Annotated in this window: 11 protein-coding genes; all 11 read left to right on the top strand. The window is 36.4% G+C overall.

The genetic code is table 11. The features are described 5' to 3' along the window. Nucleotides 1-4: 4 nt before the first annotated feature. The 11 genes from VB798_RS09090 (at nt 5) to VB798_RS09040 (ending at nt 18,686) form a co-directional block, all read left to right on the top strand. Nucleotides 5-925 carry a glycoside hydrolase family 43 protein gene (locus tag VB798_RS09090; RefSeq protein ID WP_323258126.1) on the top strand — a complete coding sequence of 307 codons (921 nt, stop codon included), beginning with the start codon at nt 5-7 and terminating at the stop codon, nt 923-925. A 6-nt stretch (nt 926-931) separates the two neighbouring features. Beyond that, nucleotides 932-2,776: an exo-alpha-sialidase gene (locus VB798_RS09085; protein WP_323258124.1), complete on the top strand. Its 1,845-nt coding sequence runs from the start codon at nt 932-934 to the stop codon at nt 2,774-2,776. Nucleotides 2,777-2,870: 94 nt separating this feature from the next. Then, nucleotides 2,871-4,193, top strand: coding sequence for a sialate O-acetylesterase (locus tag VB798_RS09080; RefSeq protein WP_323258122.1), 1,323 nt, complete (start codon nt 2,871-2,873; stop codon nt 4,191-4,193). Beyond that, nucleotides 4,193-6,967, top strand: coding sequence for a glycoside hydrolase family 2 protein (locus VB798_RS09075; protein ID WP_323258120.1), 2,775 nt, complete (start codon nt 4,193-4,195; stop codon nt 6,965-6,967). Before VB798_RS09080 ends, VB798_RS09075 begins: the two co-directional genes overlap by 1 nt. 274 nt (nt 6,968-7,241) lie before the next feature. Further along, nucleotides 7,242-9,998 (top strand): alpha-L-rhamnosidase, encoded by a 2,757-nt coding sequence (locus tag VB798_RS09070; RefSeq protein WP_323258118.1) that lies wholly within the window; start codon nt 7,242-7,244, stop codon nt 9,996-9,998. Between the two features lie 50 nt (nt 9,999-10,048). Further along, entirely contained in the window at nt 10,049-11,179 is a 1,131-nt protein-coding gene (locus VB798_RS09065) for a sialidase family protein (RefSeq protein ID WP_323258116.1), read from the top strand. Nucleotides 11,180-11,183: 4 nt separating this feature from the next. After that, nucleotides 11,184-12,575, top strand: coding sequence for an alpha/beta hydrolase family protein (locus VB798_RS09060; protein WP_323258114.1), 1,392 nt, complete (start codon nt 11,184-11,186; stop codon nt 12,573-12,575). Nucleotides 12,576-12,580: 5 nt separating this feature from the next. Beyond that, nucleotides 12,581-13,459, top strand: a complete 879-nt coding sequence (locus VB798_RS09055; protein ID WP_323258113.1) for a sugar phosphate isomerase/epimerase family protein — start codon at nt 12,581-12,583, stop codon at nt 13,457-13,459. A gap of 51 nt (nt 13,460-13,510) precedes the next feature. Continuing rightward, entirely contained in the window at nt 13,511-15,979 is a 2,469-nt protein-coding gene (locus VB798_RS09050) for an L-rhamnose mutarotase (protein ID WP_323258111.1), read from the top strand. 35 nt (nt 15,980-16,014) lie between these two features. Next, on the top strand, nt 16,015-17,103 hold the full coding sequence (locus VB798_RS09045; RefSeq protein ID WP_323258109.1) for a Gfo/Idh/MocA family protein: 1,089 nt from the start codon (nt 16,015-16,017) through the stop codon (nt 17,101-17,103). After that, nucleotides 17,103-18,686, top strand: a complete 1,584-nt coding sequence (locus VB798_RS09040; RefSeq protein ID WP_323258107.1) for a sodium:solute symporter family transporter — start codon at nt 17,103-17,105, stop codon at nt 18,684-18,686. Before VB798_RS09045 ends, VB798_RS09040 begins: the two co-directional genes overlap by 1 nt. The last annotated feature ends 12 nt before the right edge of the window (nt 18,687-18,698 follow it).

The following is an 18,698-nucleotide window of genomic DNA, read 5'->3' as shown; positions in this document are numbered from 1 at the left end:
TCAAATGGAACGTTTATTCGGAATATTATTAATTACGCTTTTATTAAGCGCTTGTTCGAAAGAAGTATATATGTTTAGTTCATTTCACGAACCCGCAACCGACGGACTAAGATTTTTATACAGTGAAAATGGCTATCAATGGAAAGACTTAAATCATGTTTTTTTGAAACCCAATGTCGGTAATCAAAAAGTAATGCGTGACCCTTCGATTGTACAAGGACCTGACGGAACTTTTCATTTGGTTTGGACAAGTAGCTGGAAAGGCGATAAAGGTTTTGGTTATGCGAGTTCAAAAGATTTGATTCATTGGTCTGAACAAAAAATGATTCCTGTGATGGAACATGAATCCACTACGGTGAATGTTTGGGCGCCAGAATTATTTTACGATGATGAAACAAAACAATTTGTCATTATTTGGGCTTCTTGCATTCCTTTTCGTTTTCCAAAAGCTTTGGAGGCAGAAGACAATAATCATCGAATGTATTATACAACGACTACAGATTTTAAAAGCTTTTCGCCTACGAAACTGTTAATCGATCCCAATTTCAGTGTAATTGATGCAGTGATTGTGAAACGAAAAGCAAAAGATTATGTCTTGGTTTTAAAAGATAATACTCGACCGAATAGGAATATCAAAGTAGCTTTTGGCGAAAGTGCGATTGGTCCTTTTACAAACGTTTCAGCACCATTTACGAAAAATTTTACAGAAGGTCCAAGTGTTGAAAAAGTAGGCAAAGATTGGTTGATTTATTATGATTCCTATCAAGATAAAACTTATGGTTCGATGAAAACGGCTGATTTTAAGAATTTCACAGAAGTGTCAGCACAAACGTCAGTTCCAGAAGGACACAAGCACGGAACAATTTTTAAAGTAAAAAAACGAATCTTAAAAGCTATTCAGCAAGAGATTCAATCAAAGAAATAATCAAGCATGAACCATTTAAAATATATACTTTCTTCTTTGTCGCTTATCTTGAGTTTTGCCACTGCAAATGCTCAAGATACGGTGCGTTATACTGGCGAAACACTTTCAAATGTTGATTATCATCACGGACAATTGAGTCCTGCGGTGGGAGTGCATAATATTCAGGTTTTTCATGCAAATAGAGAAAATCCTGCATTAGCAGGAGGGAGTAATTGGACATACAATCATGCGCCAATGTTGGCTTATTGGAATAATACTTTTTACTTGCAATACCTCAGCGACCCTGTTGGCGAGCATATTCCTCCCGGACAAACACTTTTGTTGACTTCAAAAGATGGTTATCATTGGTCGAATCCTACCGTTATTTTTCCACCATACAAAATTCCTGACGGCTGGAAAAAAGAAGGCTATCAAGGCATTGCCAAAGATTTATATGCGGTAATGCACCAACGTATGGGCTTTTTTGTATCGAAGAAAAAACGCTTGTTGACTTTAGCATATTATGGCATTGCGATGGATGCCAAAGACGACCCAAATGATGGAAAGGGAATAGGAAGAGTAGTAAGAGAAATTTATGCTGACGGGAAATATGGCGAAATTTATTTTATCAGAAATAATACTTCTTGGGATAAAAGTAAATCTGCTTACCCTTTTTACACCACAAGTAAAGACAAAGGCTTTATCGAAGCTTGCGACGAACTTTTAGCAACGCCTTTGATGATGCAACAATGGGTAGAAGAAGCCGACCGAAACGACCCTTTAATTCCACTAAAAAGAGAAGCAAAAGCTTTTAGTTATTATCATTTGCCCGATAATAGAGTGGTTGGTTTATGGAAACACGCTCTGACTTCTATCAGTAATGATGAAGGAAAAACTTGGCAATATAATCCTTTAAGAGCGCCGGGTTTTGTGAATAGCAATGCAAAAATTTGGGGACAAAAAACCTCGGATGGAAAGTATGCAACGGTTTATAATCCTTCAGAATTTCGTTGGCCATTGGCAATTTCAACCAGCAAAGATGGTTTGAATTACACCAATTTATTATTGGTAAATGGAGAAATTTCTACCATGCGTTATGGCGGAAATTTTAAGTCTTACGGTCCACAATATGTCCGTGGAATTATTGAAGGAAATGGCGTTGTGCCTGATGGAAATATGTGGCTTACTTATAGCATGAACAAAGAAGACCTTTGGGTAAGTAAAGTACCTGTACCAGTAAGTGACGAAGTAAAAAGCCATCCGAATGAAGTTTTTGCACAAATGAAAAATGGTGAAGAGCTAAAGTATTGGAATATTTTCAGTCCAATTTATGCTCCTGTGGCAATTGAAAAAATCGCTGATGGAACGAAAGCTTTGGTGCTGAGAGATAAAGATAAATTTGATTTTGCCAAAGCAGAAAGAGTAATTCCTGAATCAAAAAAAGTAGCGGTTGAATTTACTATTATTCCGCAACAATCAGACAGAGGTTTATTACACATTGATTTTCAGGATGGAAAAGGAACAACGGCTGTAAGATTAATTTTTGATGCAGACTCTGCTTTTAAAGCAAAAGTAGGCTACAGAAATTCTGGCATTATGAAGTACGAAGCAGGAAAAGAGTACAACGTTCGCATTGAATTAGACCGCCATAAACGCATGTTTAACATTTTTGTCAACGGACAAAGTAAAGGTACAAAACTCTTTTTTGCACCTGTTGCTTCTTTCAAAAGAGTAACCTTCAGAACGGGAGAAATTCGTCGTTTCCCTGATGCAGATACACCAACCGACCAAAACTTTGATTTGAAAAATGCTGGAGAATTAGACAAAGAAGCGGTTTATATCATCAAATCATTTAAAACGAGTCCTTATTAAAATGTCCAAAAAGAGTATCATATTTTTCCTTTTTTGTTTGCTTTCGCTCAAAGTCCAAGCACAAATTGTGTTGCCTAGAATTTTGGGACACAACATGGTTTTGCAACAAAATAAACCAATTACCATTTGGGGAAAAGCTTCTGTGGGCGAAAGAGTAAGTGTACAATTTGCAGGACAGGAAAAAACTGCTTTTGCAGATGAAAATGGAAAATGGACGATTGTCTTAAAACCTTTGAAGGCGTCTTCTACAGAAGCAGAAATGACTATTTCAGGAAAAAATGTTATCAAACTTGAGCATATTTTAGTGGGTGAAGTATGGCTATGTTCGGGGCAGTCGAACATGGAATATACCATGCGCAAAAATAGCAAAGTAAAAAGACCGAATATAGCCACTGAAAATCCTGTCGATGAATTGGAATTCGCTATAAACCCACAAATCCGTATTTTTTTAGTGAATCGGAAAGAATTAATCAAACCCGATTCATTGCATCGTGGTTGGAGTATCGCCAAAGATTCTGCCTTGCGTTCATTTTCTGCAGCAGCATATTTTTTTGCGAAAGAATTACACAAAAATCTAAATATTCCTATCGGAATGATTTCTTCAGCCATTCCGGGAAGTAGAATTGAGCCGTGGATTTCGGAAGAAGCCTTTGCAGAATCGGCTTACTTCAAAGGTCAAAAAGTAGAAGGTGAACCAGCCAAATTTTATACGCCAATGATTAAGCCACTTGTACCTTTTGCGCTGAAAGGTTTTTTGTGGTATCAAGGCGAAACCAATTGCTTTTTGAAAGAAACAACTGAATATACACAGAAATTAACAACCTTAATTAACAGTTGGCGAAAAGCTTGGGGCGATACAAAATTGGCTTTCAATTTTGTGCAAATTGCACCGCATAATTATTCGGATGCAAAAGGAAAATTGGTATTGACGAAGGAAACTTTGCCTGAATTCAGAGAAGCGCAAACGAATGTGTTGAAACTTCCGAATACTGGAATGATTATTACGACAGATTTGGTCGATAGTATTAGAGATATTCATCCAGCTTATAAATGGGAAATTGGAAGACGTTTGGCTCTTGTCGCTTTGAATCAGGATTACGACATGAAAAATATTGTTGCTTCTGGTCCAATCTTTAAAAAAGCAAAAGTAAAAGGGAATGAAATCCAGGTAACTTTTGACGAAATCGGAACAGGACTAATCAGCAAAGACGGAAAAAAATTGAGCGACTTTCAGATTGCTGGTGAAGACGGAAATTTTGTAAATGCCGAAGCGACTTTGAAAGATAACAAAGTCATACTGTCGTCACCACAAATTTCCAAACCAGTCAAAATTCGTTTTGCTTGGGACGAAGCCGCACAACCTAACTTATTTAATCAAGAAGGCTTACCAGCCCGACCTTTTAGAACAAATTTATAATGAAGCGTAATTTTTTAATCATATTTCTTTGCCTGATTTCTTGGTTTGTGAAAGCCCAAGAGACTCAAAAACTGTATTTGTCTGGAACAGGAAATGACAAAACCGTTAACTGGGATTTTTTCTGTACTGGGGGCAATAATTCAGGAAAATGGACAAGTATTCCTGTGCCTTCGAACTGGGAATTACAAGGTTTTGGAAAGTACAATTATGGTTTTTCGAAAGATAGTTCAAGAGGAAAAGAAAAAGGTTTGTACAGACATACTTTTAAAGTACCAAATACTTGGAAAGGCAAAACTATCAATATCGTTTTTGAAGGCGTGATGACTGATACCGAAGTGAAAATCAACGGAAAATCGGCTGGAGCTACGCATGAAGGGGCTTATTATGCTTTTCGTTATGACATTACGTCACTTGTAAATGTTGGTGAAAATAATTTGCTGGAAGTAACTGTTGCCAAACATTCAGCCAATGCTTCTGTAAATGAAGCAGAGCGAAAAGGCGATTTTTGGATATTTGGAGGCATTTTTCGCCCTGTTTACTTAGAAGCTTTACCGACGCAACATATTGAAAGAGTCGCTTTGGACGCTGATGCCAAAGGAGTTTTTAAAGCCAATGTTTATTTAAAAAACGCCAAAGCTTCACAACTAATTTCAGCCCAAATTTATACGCTTGATGGAAAGAAAGTTGGTACGCCAATACATCAAAAAGTAAGTAAAGCGGATGAAATTATAGGATTAAAATCGCAAGTAAACTCGCCATTATTATGGTCGTCCGAAAAACCAAATCGTTATAAAGTAATCGTTACTTTGGCGGAAAATAATAAAGTAATTCATTCGATTGAAAAGAAATTTGGTTTCCGCTCAGTATTGGTCAAACAAAGAGATGGCGTTTATGTAAATGGCAAAAAGATAAAATTCAAAGGCGTAAATCGCCATTCTTTTTGGCCAACTTCTGGTAGAACAACCAGTAAAGAAATTAGTCTTTTGGATGTAAAATTGATGAAAGACATGAACATGAATGCTGTGAGGATGTCGCATTATCCGCCAGATGACCACTTTTTGGAGGTTTGTGATTCTTTAGGTTTGTATGTGATGGATGAATTGGCAGGTTGGCACGGCAATTATGATACGCCAACGGGTACAAAATTATTGAAAGAATTAATGGTGCATGATGAAAATCATCCTTCGGTAATTTTCTGGATAAATGGCAATGAAGGCGGTCATAATTATGAATTAGACTCAATTTTTCCGCAAGAAGATATTCAAAAACGTCCTGTAATTCACGCTTGGGAAGCATTTGCAGGTTTTGATACCCAACATTATCGTGAATATAATTATGGAATTGGGAATTACGACAATGGACACAATATCGTAATGCCAACGGAATTTTTACATGGAATGTACGATGGCGGTCACGGTGCAGGTTTAGAAGATTACTGGGAAAAAATGTGGGTGAGTCCTTTGTCTGCTGGCGGTTTTCTCTGGGATTTTGTCGATCAAGGAATCGTAAGAACGGATAAAAATGGAGTATTAGATACAGACGGAAATCATGCAGCGGATGGAATTGTTGGCCCATATCGTGAAAAAGAGGGAAGTTATTTTACGATTAAGGAAGTTTGGAGTCCGATAAAATTTGAAGCCAAAGAAATCACTTCTGATTTTGATGGAGTCTTGAATATTGAAAATCGTTATTCGTTTACCAATATTAACGAATGTACTTTTCCGTGGAAATTGAAACAATTTGGGAACAAAAACCTTTTAGAAAAATCGGGTTCTGTTGTTTCTCCTAATATTAAGCCGAATGAAAAAGGGAGTATCAAATTGTCACTTCCAACAGATTGGCAAGCTTATGATGTGTTGTATGTAACTGCCAAAGATGCGAACAAACAAGAAATTTTTACTTGGAGTTTTAAGATTTCTTTGCCAAATAAAATTGCAGAAAGTATTGTCAAGAAAAGTGGAAATGATGAAGTGAAGATTACAATGGTAGATTCACTCTATACCATTTCTGTAAAGAACTTGCAGATTTCAATCAACAAATTCACGGGGCTTTTACAAAAAGTACAGAACGAAAAAGGAGTAATTCCTTTCAATAATGGTCCAATTGTACAAGAAGGAGCGACTAATTTCAAAAATTTCTCGCAACGTATTGAAAACGGAAATGTAATTATTACTTCTACTTTCGATAGAAAAAATAGCTACAATACTTTGGAATGGACAATTTATCCATCAGGTTGGGTAAAAATGAAGGTGAATTATTTCCCTGGAGATTACTTTACCACTTTTTTTGGAGTAAATTTTTCATTTCCTGAAAACCAAATAAAAGGTGTTGAATACATGGGAAATGGCCCTTTCAGAGTTTGGAAAAATAGAATGAAAGGAAATCAATTTGGGATTTGGCAAAAAGAGTATAACACTACGGAAACAGGAGAAATACCTTTTCTCTATCCAGAATTTAAGGGTTATCATTCAAATATGTATTGGTGTAAATTTATTGGAAAAGAACAAGCTTTTACGGTGGTTACCGAAAATGAAGATATTTTCTTCCGTTTGTTTACGCCAGCGTTTAAACAAGATCCTTACAAAAATTATCAAATTAATTTCCCGAATGGAGATATTTCATTTCTACAGGGTATTGCAGGAATCGGTTCGAAAACCAATAAAACCGAAAACTCTGGACCAATGGGCATGAAGAATATTTATTACGATTACGAAAAAGAACCAGCCAGAGCCAAAGAGTTGGTTTTGTATTTTGATTTTGTTGGAAATAAGTAGAAAGTTATGAATTGTGAATGATGAGTTGTGAATGGGGTTTTTAATTTAAAATAACTGATGTTCAGATATTTAACACGAATAATAATTTTTAGTGTTTTATAATAGGTCACTTAAATGTGCAAATCTGATTAAAAATTCTACAAAAAGTATGACTTTTTGTTTGAGAAATTATCAAAAAGTCAGGTTATAAGCTTTTACAAATAGATAAAAAATTATAAATCGCTCTATGTTTACCAATAGAATCACAAGATTTATATCAATTGATTATAAAAGAATGAAAATTACAAAACACATCTTCCTTTTTGTTGCTACCATACTTTTTGCTTCGTTTAATAAGCAAGAGGCGGGCATTCAATTACAAAATTTACGTTGCGAAATGCTCGTGAATCCAGAAGGAATTGATGTAGTAAAACCACGTTTAAGTTGGGAAATTATTAGTCCACAACGAAATGTTCAGCAAATTGCCTATCAAATATTGGTGGCTTCTAGTCCAGAAAAATTAGCCAATAATGAAGCAGATTTATGGAATTCTGGAAAAGTAAATACTGATGAATCTATCCATGTAAAATACGCTGGAATGACTCTAAAAAGTAAAAGAAGAGCTTTTTGGAAAGTAAAAATCTGGACGAATAAAGGTGAATCTGCTTGGTCGGGAAATGCTTTTTGGAGTATCGGTTTACTGAATTATGTAGATTGGAAAGGCAGATGGATTGGACTAGACCGCTCTTTTGAATGGGATAATGAAACACAATTTTCAAGACTTTCAGCAAGGTATTTCAGAAAAGAATTTCAAGCAAAAAAGACCATTAAACAAGCAACGGTTTATATCGTGGGCTTGGGCATGTACGAATTGTATTTGAATGGTCAAAAAGTAGGCGACCAAGTATTAGCACCTGTGCCAACGGATTATACAAAAGGAGTGAAGTACAATACTTTCGACGTGACAAAATTGTTGCAAACGGGTAATAATGCCATCGGAACAGTGTTGGGAAATGGACGTTTTTATACGATGCGTCAAGATTATAAACCCTACAAAATCAAGACTTTTGGTTATCCGAAAATGTTGTTGAATTTGGATGTTGAATACATAGATGGCACAAAAGAAACGATTTCTACCGATGAAAGTTGGAAAGTAACTGCCGATGGACCTATCAGAACCAACAATGAATATGATGGTGAAGAGTACAATGCGACCAAAGAAATGCCTAACTGGAATAAAGTTGGTTTTTCCGATAGTAATTGGCTAAAAGCTCAATTGGTGCAAGAAGCTGGAGGAATGTTTGAAGCACAGATGACGGAAAACATGAAAGTAATGGAAACCATCAAACCTGTGTCGATTAAAAACTTGAAAGCGAATACTTATATTTTGGACATGGGGCAAAATATGGCTGGCTGGTTGAGGTTGAAAGTAAAAGGTAAAAAAGGAGATAAAGTTACTTTACGTTTCGCCGAAACTTTACAAAATACTGGAGAATTGTTCGTCAGAAATTTAAGGGATGCTAAAGTCACTGATGTTTATACGTTAAAAGGAGAAGGACAAGAAATTTGGGAGCCTTCATTTGTATATCATGGGTTTAGATATGTAGAAATTACAGGTTTCCCGACTGTTCCAACGATTGAGGATTTTGATGGAAGAGTAGTTTATGACGATATGGCAACAATTGGTGAATTTGAAACCACTGATAAAACCATTAATCAAATCTATAAAAATGCTTATTGGGGCATCAGAAGTAATTATAAAGGAATGCCCGTTGACTGTCCTCAAAGAAATGAGCGTCAGCCGTGGTTGGGAGATAGAACTACAGGAGCTTATGGCGAAAGCTTTATTTTCGACAATGTGCGTCTTTACTCAAAATGGTTGAATGATATTGAACAAGCGCAAAAACCAGATGGAAGTATTCCAGATGTTGCGCCAGCTTTTTGGCGATATTATGGCGATAATGTTACTTGGCCAGGTACTTATATCACCATTGCTGATATGTTGTATCATCAATTTGGCGATAAAGAAACCATTAAAAAGCATTATCCTTCCATGAAAAAATGGATAGATTATATGCAAGAAAAATACTTGGTTAATGGCTTGATTACCAAAGATAAGTATGGCGATTGGTGCGTTCCGCCAGAATCTTTAGAATTAATTCATGCAAAAGACCCAGCTTTACAAACGGATGGCATTTTGTTAGCTTCTGCAACTTATGTGAGGCTTTTAGAATTAATGCAAAAATTTGCCCATTTATTGAACAAGCCTGAAGATGTAAAAGTATATTCAAAAGTTGCTGAGGATATTAAAAAGGCTTTCAATCAAAAATTCCTGAATACTCAAAAAGGAGAATACAGTAACGGAACGGTTACCGCCAATCTTTTGCCTTTGGTGTATGAAATGATTCCTGCCAATGAAAAAACAAAAGTTTGGAATAATATTGTCAACAAGATTTTGGTCGATAATAAAGGGCACATCAGCACTGGAGTAATTGGAACGCAATGGTTAATGCGTGGTTTAAGCCAAAATGGTCGTGCAGATATTGCCTATAAAATTGCTTCAAATCGTGATTATCCAAGTTGGGGTTATATGGCTGAAAATGGTGCAACAACCATTTGGGAGCTTTGGAATGGAGATAAAGCCAATCCAGAAATGAATTCTGGAAATCATGTTATGCTTTTGGGCGATTTGATTATTTGGTATTATGAAAATATTGCAGGCATTAAATCTGCAAAAGATGCTGTAGCTTTTAAGAAAATCATCATGAAACCAGAAATGATTGATGGCTTAAATGCAGGAAAAGCATCTTATCATTCCATGTACGGAACGATAAAATCAGATTGGAAAAAAGACGGAAACAAATTTCAATGGAATATCAGTATTCCTGCCAATACTAAATCTTTAGTTTACTTGCCTGCCAATTCTTTAGATAAAGTAAGAGAAGGAGGAAAGAAAATTGTAGGACTTGAAGGAATCAAATTTGTAAAAACAGAAGACAATCAATTGATTGTAGAAGTAAGTTCTGGCAATTATTCGTTTAGCGTCAATTAGTAAATATTCAGAAAAATACTCTCAAAATATTAAAATTTAATACGAATATTATGTTCAAAAAAAGCTTATTTACGGTACTATCGGTGATTTGCATACTTATAGCAAACCAAACGACTGCGCAAAAATGGAAATCGGGATTATTAGTCGATGAATTTGTGGTTGAAAATCCACCTTTTCCAGAAAGCCATGCCGCCACCATTGCTGAAACGCCCAAAGGTTTAGTTGCCGCTTGGTTTGGTGGTACGAAAGAGCGAAATCCTGATGTTTGTATTTGGGTAAGCAGAAATGAAAATGGTAAATGGCAAGCGCCACAAAATGTTGCAAATGGCATTGTGAACGATACTTTGCGCTATGCTTGTTGGAATCCAGTATTGTTCCAAATTCCGAATGGCGATTTAATGCTTTTCTACAAAATTGGACCAAGCCCTGCGAAATGGAAAGGTTGGTTAAAAACTTCTTCGGATAATGGTCTTACTTGGTCGGAAGCGAAAGCTTTGCCAGAAGGTTATATCGGACCCGTAAAAAATAAGCCAGTTTTGTTAAGTAATGGAAATCTGTTTTGTCCAACAAGTACAGAAGGTTCAGGTTGGAAATTGCATTTTGAAGTAACGCCAGATTTTGGAAAAACTTGGAGAATCGTTGGACCAATCAATGATGGAAAAACTTTCAATGCTATTCAGCCAAGTATTTTAGATCATGGAAAAGGCAAATTACAAATTCTAGCAAGAAGTAGAGACAGAGCAATTATTGAATCGTGGTCAACAGATAATGGTGAAACTTGGTCGCCTTTGGCAAAAGCTAGTTTACCAAACAATAATTCTGGAACAGACGCTGTAACCTTAAAAAATGGGAAACATTTATTGGTTTATAACCATGTTTTACCTCCGGGCGATTTAGCAAAAGGACCAAGAACACCTTTGAATTTATCGCTATCGAAAGATGGAAAAGAATGGTATGCCGCTTTGATTATCGAAGATTCTCCGATTAGCCAATATTCATATCCTTCTATTATTCAAACTTCAGATGGATTGGTGCATGTAATTTATACTTGGCGAAGAAAGAAAATTAAACATGCCGTAATCGACCCTTCGAAATTGAAATTGAAGAAAATTACCAATGGAGAATGGCCGAAAATCAAAGGATACGAAGCACCCAAAGGTGGAGAAATTACTAAAGACTAAGCGCATGAAATTCCTAAAAACTTTCTGTTTCTTGTTGTTGAGCTATTGTTCTTTGGCTCAAAATGCTGATAATGCTTTCAAAAAACCTTTGAAAGATGTCATTGCACAAATCGAAACTCGCTTTAAAGTGAAGATTCGCTATCCAGAAGATTTAGTAAAGGATAAATGGGTTACGTATGCTGACTGGCGTTTCAGACCAGATTTTGAAAAAACGATGACGAATGTATTGTCTTCTCAAGATATTACTTTTGCCAAAGAAGGCGAGAAAAAATACAAACTTCAGCCTTATCAATATCATTTAAAAACACCCGAAGAAGGCGAACAACAGCTTGCGTACTTATCAACTTTATACAACGACGAAGCAAGTTGGGAAAAACGCAAAGACGAATTACAAGCTTGTATGTGGAAAGCGCTGAAACTTTCACCTTTGCCAGCGAAGCCAACAAGTAAAGTAATCATCACGAGTAATAAACGTACAATGGACGGTTATACCATTGAAAATGTGGCGATTGAAACGCTTCCGGGTGTTTATGTTTGTGGCTCTTTGTATATGCCTTTGGAAAGTAAAGGAAAAATTCCTGTGATTTTAAATCCTGACGGTCACTTTGGTGATGGACGTTACCGTGCTGATTGTCAATATCGTTGTGCGATGCAAGCCCGAATGGGTGCTATCGCTTTTAGTTATGACCTTTTTGCTTGGGGAGAATCTACTTTGCAATTCAAATCTGAAAATCATAGAAAAAGTCTGGCGCAAACCATGCAGACGTTAAACAGTATCCGAATTTTAGATTGGTTATTGTCATTTAGTAATGCAGATGCTAGTCGTGTGGGCATTACTGGTGGTTCGGGTGGTGGAAGCCAAACGATGTTAATCACAGCTTTGGATGATAGAATTACTTTGAGCGTACCCGTCGTGATGTTGTCTTCTTACCATTCTGGTGGCTGTCCCTGCGAAAGCGGAATGGGCGTACACCTTTGTGGAAATGGTACAAACAATGTAGAAATTGCCTCAATGGCAGCACCAAGACCACAATTAATTTTATCAGACGGAAAAGATTGGACACAACATGTTCCTGAAACTGAGTTTCCTTTTCTTCAAAAAATCTATGGTTTTTACGGAAAAACAGACGAAGTAAAAAATGTACATTTTCCAGAAGAAGGACATGATTATGGAAAAAGTAAACGCTTGGCTTTGTATGATTTCCTAGCAAAAAACTTTCAGTTGGATGTGAAAAAATTGAAAGATAAAACAGGAGTAATGGATGAAACGAAAGTAATGATTGAGCCATTTCTAGCCATGTATGTTTTCGGCGAAAAAGGTGAAAATCTGCCCAAAAATGCGGTAAAAGATTTTGAAACTTTAGAGAAAATATTTGCCGAAGCGATAAAAAATTAGATAAAATGAAAAAGCTAACCATAGCGATTTTAGCAACGACAATGACTTTTTTCTGCTCGTTGCCATTGGAAAGTATTGCCCAAATAAATCAAAAATATAAAATCGGTGTCATTGATTTAATGCTTTTGAAAAGGCAAAAACTGGGAGCACTGACGCTGACGAAGGAAATCGGAGCAGATGGAGTAGAAATTGACATGGGTGGTTTGGGCAAACGCCCAACATTCGAAAATGCCTTGGCGAATGATTCTATCAGAACAGTTTTTATGAACAAAGCCAAAGAACTGAACATTGAAATGTTTTCATTGGCGATGACTGGCTATTATGCTCAGTCATTTTGTGGAAGAGAAGAGTATAAAAAATCAATTGAAGATTGCATCAAAACCATGCAATTGATGAATATCAAAATTGCTTTTTTGCCTTTAGGTGTTCAATGTGATTTGAAAAAAGACCCAGCCGTAAGAGATTCAGTAGTGGCTAGATTAAAAGTTGCAGGTGAAATGGCAAAAAAAGCAGGCGTAGTAATCGGAATAGAAACAGCGTTGAGTGCGAGTGAAGAAGTAAAATTATTAAAGGAAATAGGTTCGGAAGGGGTTAAAATTTACTTCAATTTTTCTAGCCCTTTAAAAGAAGGAAGAGATTTATACAAAGAGTTGAAAATATTAGGCAAAAATAGCATTTGCATGATTCACTGCACCAATAAAGATGGTGTTTGGCTACAAAATGACCCTGAAATTGACATGAAAAAAGTAAAAGCCACGCTCGATAAAATGAAATGGACTGGCTGGTTGGTCATAGAGCGTTCAAGAGATGCGAATAAATCAAGAGATGTCAAAGGGAATTTTGGTGCAAATACCGCTTTTTTGAAAAGCATTTTCCAGAAATAAATAATGAAATATTGCCACTACATACTTGCTTTTCTGACCTGCTGTTTTTCAATGCAAATTCAGGCACAGACGGATATTTGGGTTGCTCCAAATGGTGCTGACATTAATTTAGGTACAAAAGAAAATCCGCTTCAAACGGTTTCAATGGCGATTCGAAGAGTCCGTGAAATGCGTAGATTGTCAGAAAACAATTTCACAAAAGCCATTCATATTTATGTTCGTGAAGGAAATTATCAATTATATGAACCTATCACGATTCGTCCAGAAGATGCTGGAACTTCATTGAGTCCAACGATAATAGAAGCAGCTCCCAATGAAAAACCAATCATCAGCGGTGGTATTTCATTAAGTGGTTGGACAAAAGTAAAAGGCAACTTTATTGGCTTACCCAAAGAAGCGATTGGAAAAGTTTGGGTAGTAGATGCACCAAAAGTTGGAGGAAATGTATTGGATTTCAGACAATTATGGGTAAATAATCAAAAAGCGATTCGTGCAAAAGATACTCCTTATCCAAAAATGAATCGTATTCTGTCTTGGAATAAAAAAGAAGAAACTTGCTGGATTCCAACCCCAAAATTTGCCGAAATAGCAAAAACCAGTGGTGTAGAAATGTTTATTCATCAATGGTGGGCAATTGCCAATTTGCGAATCAAAAAAATGGAAGTACAAGGCGACAGCACAAAGCTTTCCTTTTTTCAACCAGAAAGTAAAATTCAATCAGAACACCCTTGGCCTGCGCCTTGGATTTCAAAAGAAACGGGTAATTCTGCTTTTTATTTAACCAATGCCATTCAGTTTTTGAACGAAGCTGGCGAGTGGTTTTTGGATAAAAAAGCTGAGAAATTATACTATATTCCACGAGCAAATGAAGTAATGGAAAAAGCGGAAGTAATTGTTCCTACGCTTGAAACTTTGGTACGAATAGAAGGGACAATTGATCATCAAGTATCTCATGTTTTCTTCAAAAATATTGCTTTTTGTCATACTTCATGGTTGCGTCCTTCTCAGCAAGGGCACGTTCCGCATCAAGCGGGTTTGTATATGTTGGATGCTTACAAACTTAAAATGCCCGGAACGCCAGACAAAAAAACCTTAGAAAATCAAGCTTGGGTTGGTCGCCCAAAAGCTGCTGTGGAAGTTTCTTATGCGAATCACACAGGTTTTGAAGCTTGCCGTTTTGAACATTTGGCTTCTACTGGTTTAGATTATCACAGAGGCGTTCATGATAATTCTATCAAAGGAAACCTATTTAAGGATATTGGCGGAACGGGTATTCAAGCTGGTTTTTTTGCAGATGAAGTCACCGAAATCCATTTGCCTTATAATCCTTCAGATGAAAGAGAAGTTTGTACAAACTTGCTGATTAGCAATAACTTAATTTCGGATGCTACTAACGAAGATTGGGGTGCAGTTGGTATTGGTGCAGGTTTTGTAAAAGGCATTAATATCGAACATAATGAAATTTCGGATGTATCATATTCTGGCATAAGTATGGGTTGGGGTTGGACAAAAACCATCAACACTATGAAAAATAATTACATTTCAGCCAACAAAATTCATCATTATGCCAAACACATGTACGATGTTGCGGCAATTTATACTTTGTCGGCTCAGCCCGGTTCTGTAATTTCCGAAAACTATGTCGATAGCATTTACAAAGCTCCTTATGCGCATATCCCTAACCATTGGTTTTATTTATACACAGACGAAGGCTCCTCTTATTTTACGATAAAAGATAATTGGAGTCCTTCTGCAAAATTTCTGCAAAATGCCAACGGACCGGGAAATACTTGGCAAAATAACGGCCCACAAGTAGCAGACAGTATCAAAGTAAAAGCAGGAATACAGGTAGAATATGCCTATTTATTAAAAGACAAAAAGCAAGCAGATAAGTATTGGGAAATCAATGTAGAGAAACCAGTTATTGTAGAATTGATTACTGAAAATGGACAGACCATTGACCGAAAAAAATTAGATGAAATACTCTTGAAAAGTAAGGTTTCACAAGAAGCATTATTTCAATGGGAAAATCATTTAGTGATTTTTGATAAAGTACAAGATGTGTATTTATTGCGAGAAAGACTAAAAAACGCTTTTCCGAAAGTTCAAATCAAGACTTATGATGATTTGTTTTATGAGTTCAACCAAGAAAAATGTAAAAATGGGAAGTCAGCGAAAGAATGGTCGCACACAATACTTACAGCCAATTTAGTGGCTGATACTACTTTACAAAAAGAGTACTTAAGCTATCATGCTACTCAATTTGAAAAGTGGCCAGAAGTATCACAAGGTTTTTGCAATGCCGATTTTCAGCAATTATTAATTTATAAAAATGGAAGACAATTGATGTTGGTCATCAGCATTCCAAAAGGTGAAAGTTTGGATAAACTCAATCCCAAAACGATAGAAAATAATCCTAAAGTATTGGAATGGAATAAGTTAATGACGAAATATCAAGAAGGAATTTCTGGTACAAAAAAAGATGAAACATGGGTTTTTCTAAAACCTGCGGGTAATTAAAAATTAGATTCTCAAAATTAAAAATAGCAATACAAATGTTGAAATTAGGAATTTTAGGTTTAGGAGAAGGAAGAAGTACAATGTCGGCAGCTTTGGCAAGTACGAAATTAGAACTGGTAAAAGTATGCGACCGCAACATTGATTTGTGTAAGCAAAGAGCCAAAGAATTTGACTTTCACAATTATACAACTGAATATCAAGATTTATTAGACGATAAAAGTATTGATATTATCGCCATTTATACGCCCGATAAATTTCATGCTGAACATACCAAACAAGCTTTATTGCATGGCAAACACGTTGTTTGTACCAAGCCTTTTATTGATGATTTATCAAAGGCTAAAGAATTAATAGCGCTTTCTGAAAGTACTGGAAAGAAAGTATTTGTAGGGCAAAGTTCTCGTTTCTTCGAACCGATGAAAAAGCAAAGAGCCGACTTTGAAGCGGGATTAATCGGTGAACTAATCACGATTGAAGGCTATTATCATGCTGACCACAGATGGTTTTTAGACAAAGGTTGGTCGCTAGAAAATGCTTTTAAATGGCTTTATGGCGGTTTGAGCCATCCAGTAGATTTTATCAGATGGTATTTGCCAAACATTGAAGAAGTAATGGGTTATGGCATGTTGAGTTCAAACGGTTTAAAAGGTGGGTTGAAAAATGCCGATACTATGCACTTTATTTTTAAAGCGACTGATGGAAGAATCGCCAGAGTAAGCGGTGCTTATACTGGTCCAGTTCAGCCCGTGGTGCGTGATAGCGAAATGAGTTGTATTTTAAGAGGAACAGAAGGCTGTAGCCAAGCCGATTATATGGATTTGCGCTATGCTGTTACCACAAATACAGGCGAAGAAATTGTACAAACGTGGGAACATAAGCTAAAACATTACTTCCGTTTTGAAGGGAAAAGTCACCATGCTGGCGAGTACCAAAATTATTTAGAATACTTTGCTGATTGTCTTGAAAGTGGGAAAACGGCTTATCCAAACATCAAAGAGGGTGTTGGAACTGTGGCTTTATTGCAGGCAATGGATAAATCCTTACAAACAGGTTTACCCGTAAAAATTGCTGATGTATTGGCAACGCATCAATTAAGTGCAGACATTTTAAATAATCATAAATAATGGGAAGCATTGTAGAACGCCTAACCATTTTAGATTATAGCATCGTTGTTTCCTACTTGGTGATATTGATTGTTATTGGTTATAGAGCAAGTTTTTCAGACAAATCTGATAAAGAAGAAACCTTATTTTTAGCCAATAAATCGTTGGGCTGGTCAAGTATTGGCTTTAATATGTGGGGGACAAACGTTGGGCCGTCTATGTTACTTGCCTTTGCCAGTATCGGTTACAGTACTGGAATTGTAGCCGTTAATTTTGATTGGTACGCTTTTGTCTTTTTGTTTTTACTCGCAATTGTTTTTGCACCAAAATACTTAGCTGCGAATGTAAGTACCATGCCCGAATTCATGGGAAAACGCTATGGCGATTCTACCCAAACAATTCTAGCTTGGTATGCCTTAATTAAAATTTTAATCTCTTGGTTATCATTAGGTTTGTTCGCTGGTGGGTTTTTAGTAAGACAAATTTTGGGCATTCCGATGTGGCAATCTGTGATTGTCTTAGTATTGTTTGCTGGACTTTTTGCTTTTGCAGGCGGACTCAAAGCCATTGCTAAAGTAAATGTTTTCCAAATGATTTTACTGATTGCTGTTTCGCTGACGCTTACTGTTTTGGGTGTTATCAAAGTCGGTGGAATTTCCAAAGTATATCACAGCGTTCCTGCTGATTATTGGACATTGATTCATCCTGCAAGCGACCCAAAATATCCTTGGTATGCCATTTTATTGGGCTATCCAGTAGCGGCAGTGGCTTTTTTCTGTACCGACCAAGCAATGGTTCAATCGGTATTAGGTGCGAAAAATTTAGAACAAGGTCAATTAGGCGTAAACTTTATCGCTTGGCTTAAAATACTTTCTTTGCCTTTATTTATCCTGACAGGAATTTTATGCTACATACTTTTCCCGAATTTAAAAGACCCTTCTGAAGCTTATATGACGATGGTGACGAATCTTTTCCCGCCCGGTATGAATGGTTTGGTCATCATTGTGCTGATTGCAGTACTTGTCGGAACGATTGGTTCTTCTTTAAATTCTTTAAGTACCGTTTTTACGATGGACGTGTATTTGAAGAAAATCAATCCTCAAGCTACCAATAATGAAATTATCAGGGTTGGTCGTATGACGGTAATTGCGGGTTGTTTTTTTGCTATCATGATGGCTTTGGCAATTGATAGTATCAAAGGCTTGAATTTATTCGATGTTTTTCAATCGGTTTTGGGTTTTATTGCGCCTCCTTTAGCTGTTGTTTTTTTATTGACTGTTTTCTGGACAAGAACGACTAAGAAAGCGGTAAACTTTACACTTTCGGCTGGTTCAGTATTTAGTTTGGGTGTAGGAGTAATGTATCTCTGGGTTTTTACGCCTGATAAATATCCTATTTGGCCTCATTATCTGTTACTTTCTTTTTTCATTTTTGCTTTCTTAGCGGTGTTGGCGATGATTATTTCATTGTTAGACAAAGTACCAACTGTTTATCTGGCAACTTTAGAGGAACAAAATAACATTGAAAAACCAAGTAAAAAAGTATGGATTTCTTGGCTTTTATTAGCGATTGTCATGATTGGACTTTACCTTTTTTTTAACTAATGAAAATTCAAT

Source organism: Arcicella lustrica, assembly GCF_034930985.1.
In the GTDB taxonomy this organism is placed as follows: Bacteria; Bacteroidota; Bacteroidia; order Cytophagales; family Spirosomataceae; genus Arcicella; species Arcicella lustrica.
Note: the sequence above shows the minus strand (reverse complement) of the source record. Positions and strands in the feature narration are given on the sequence as shown.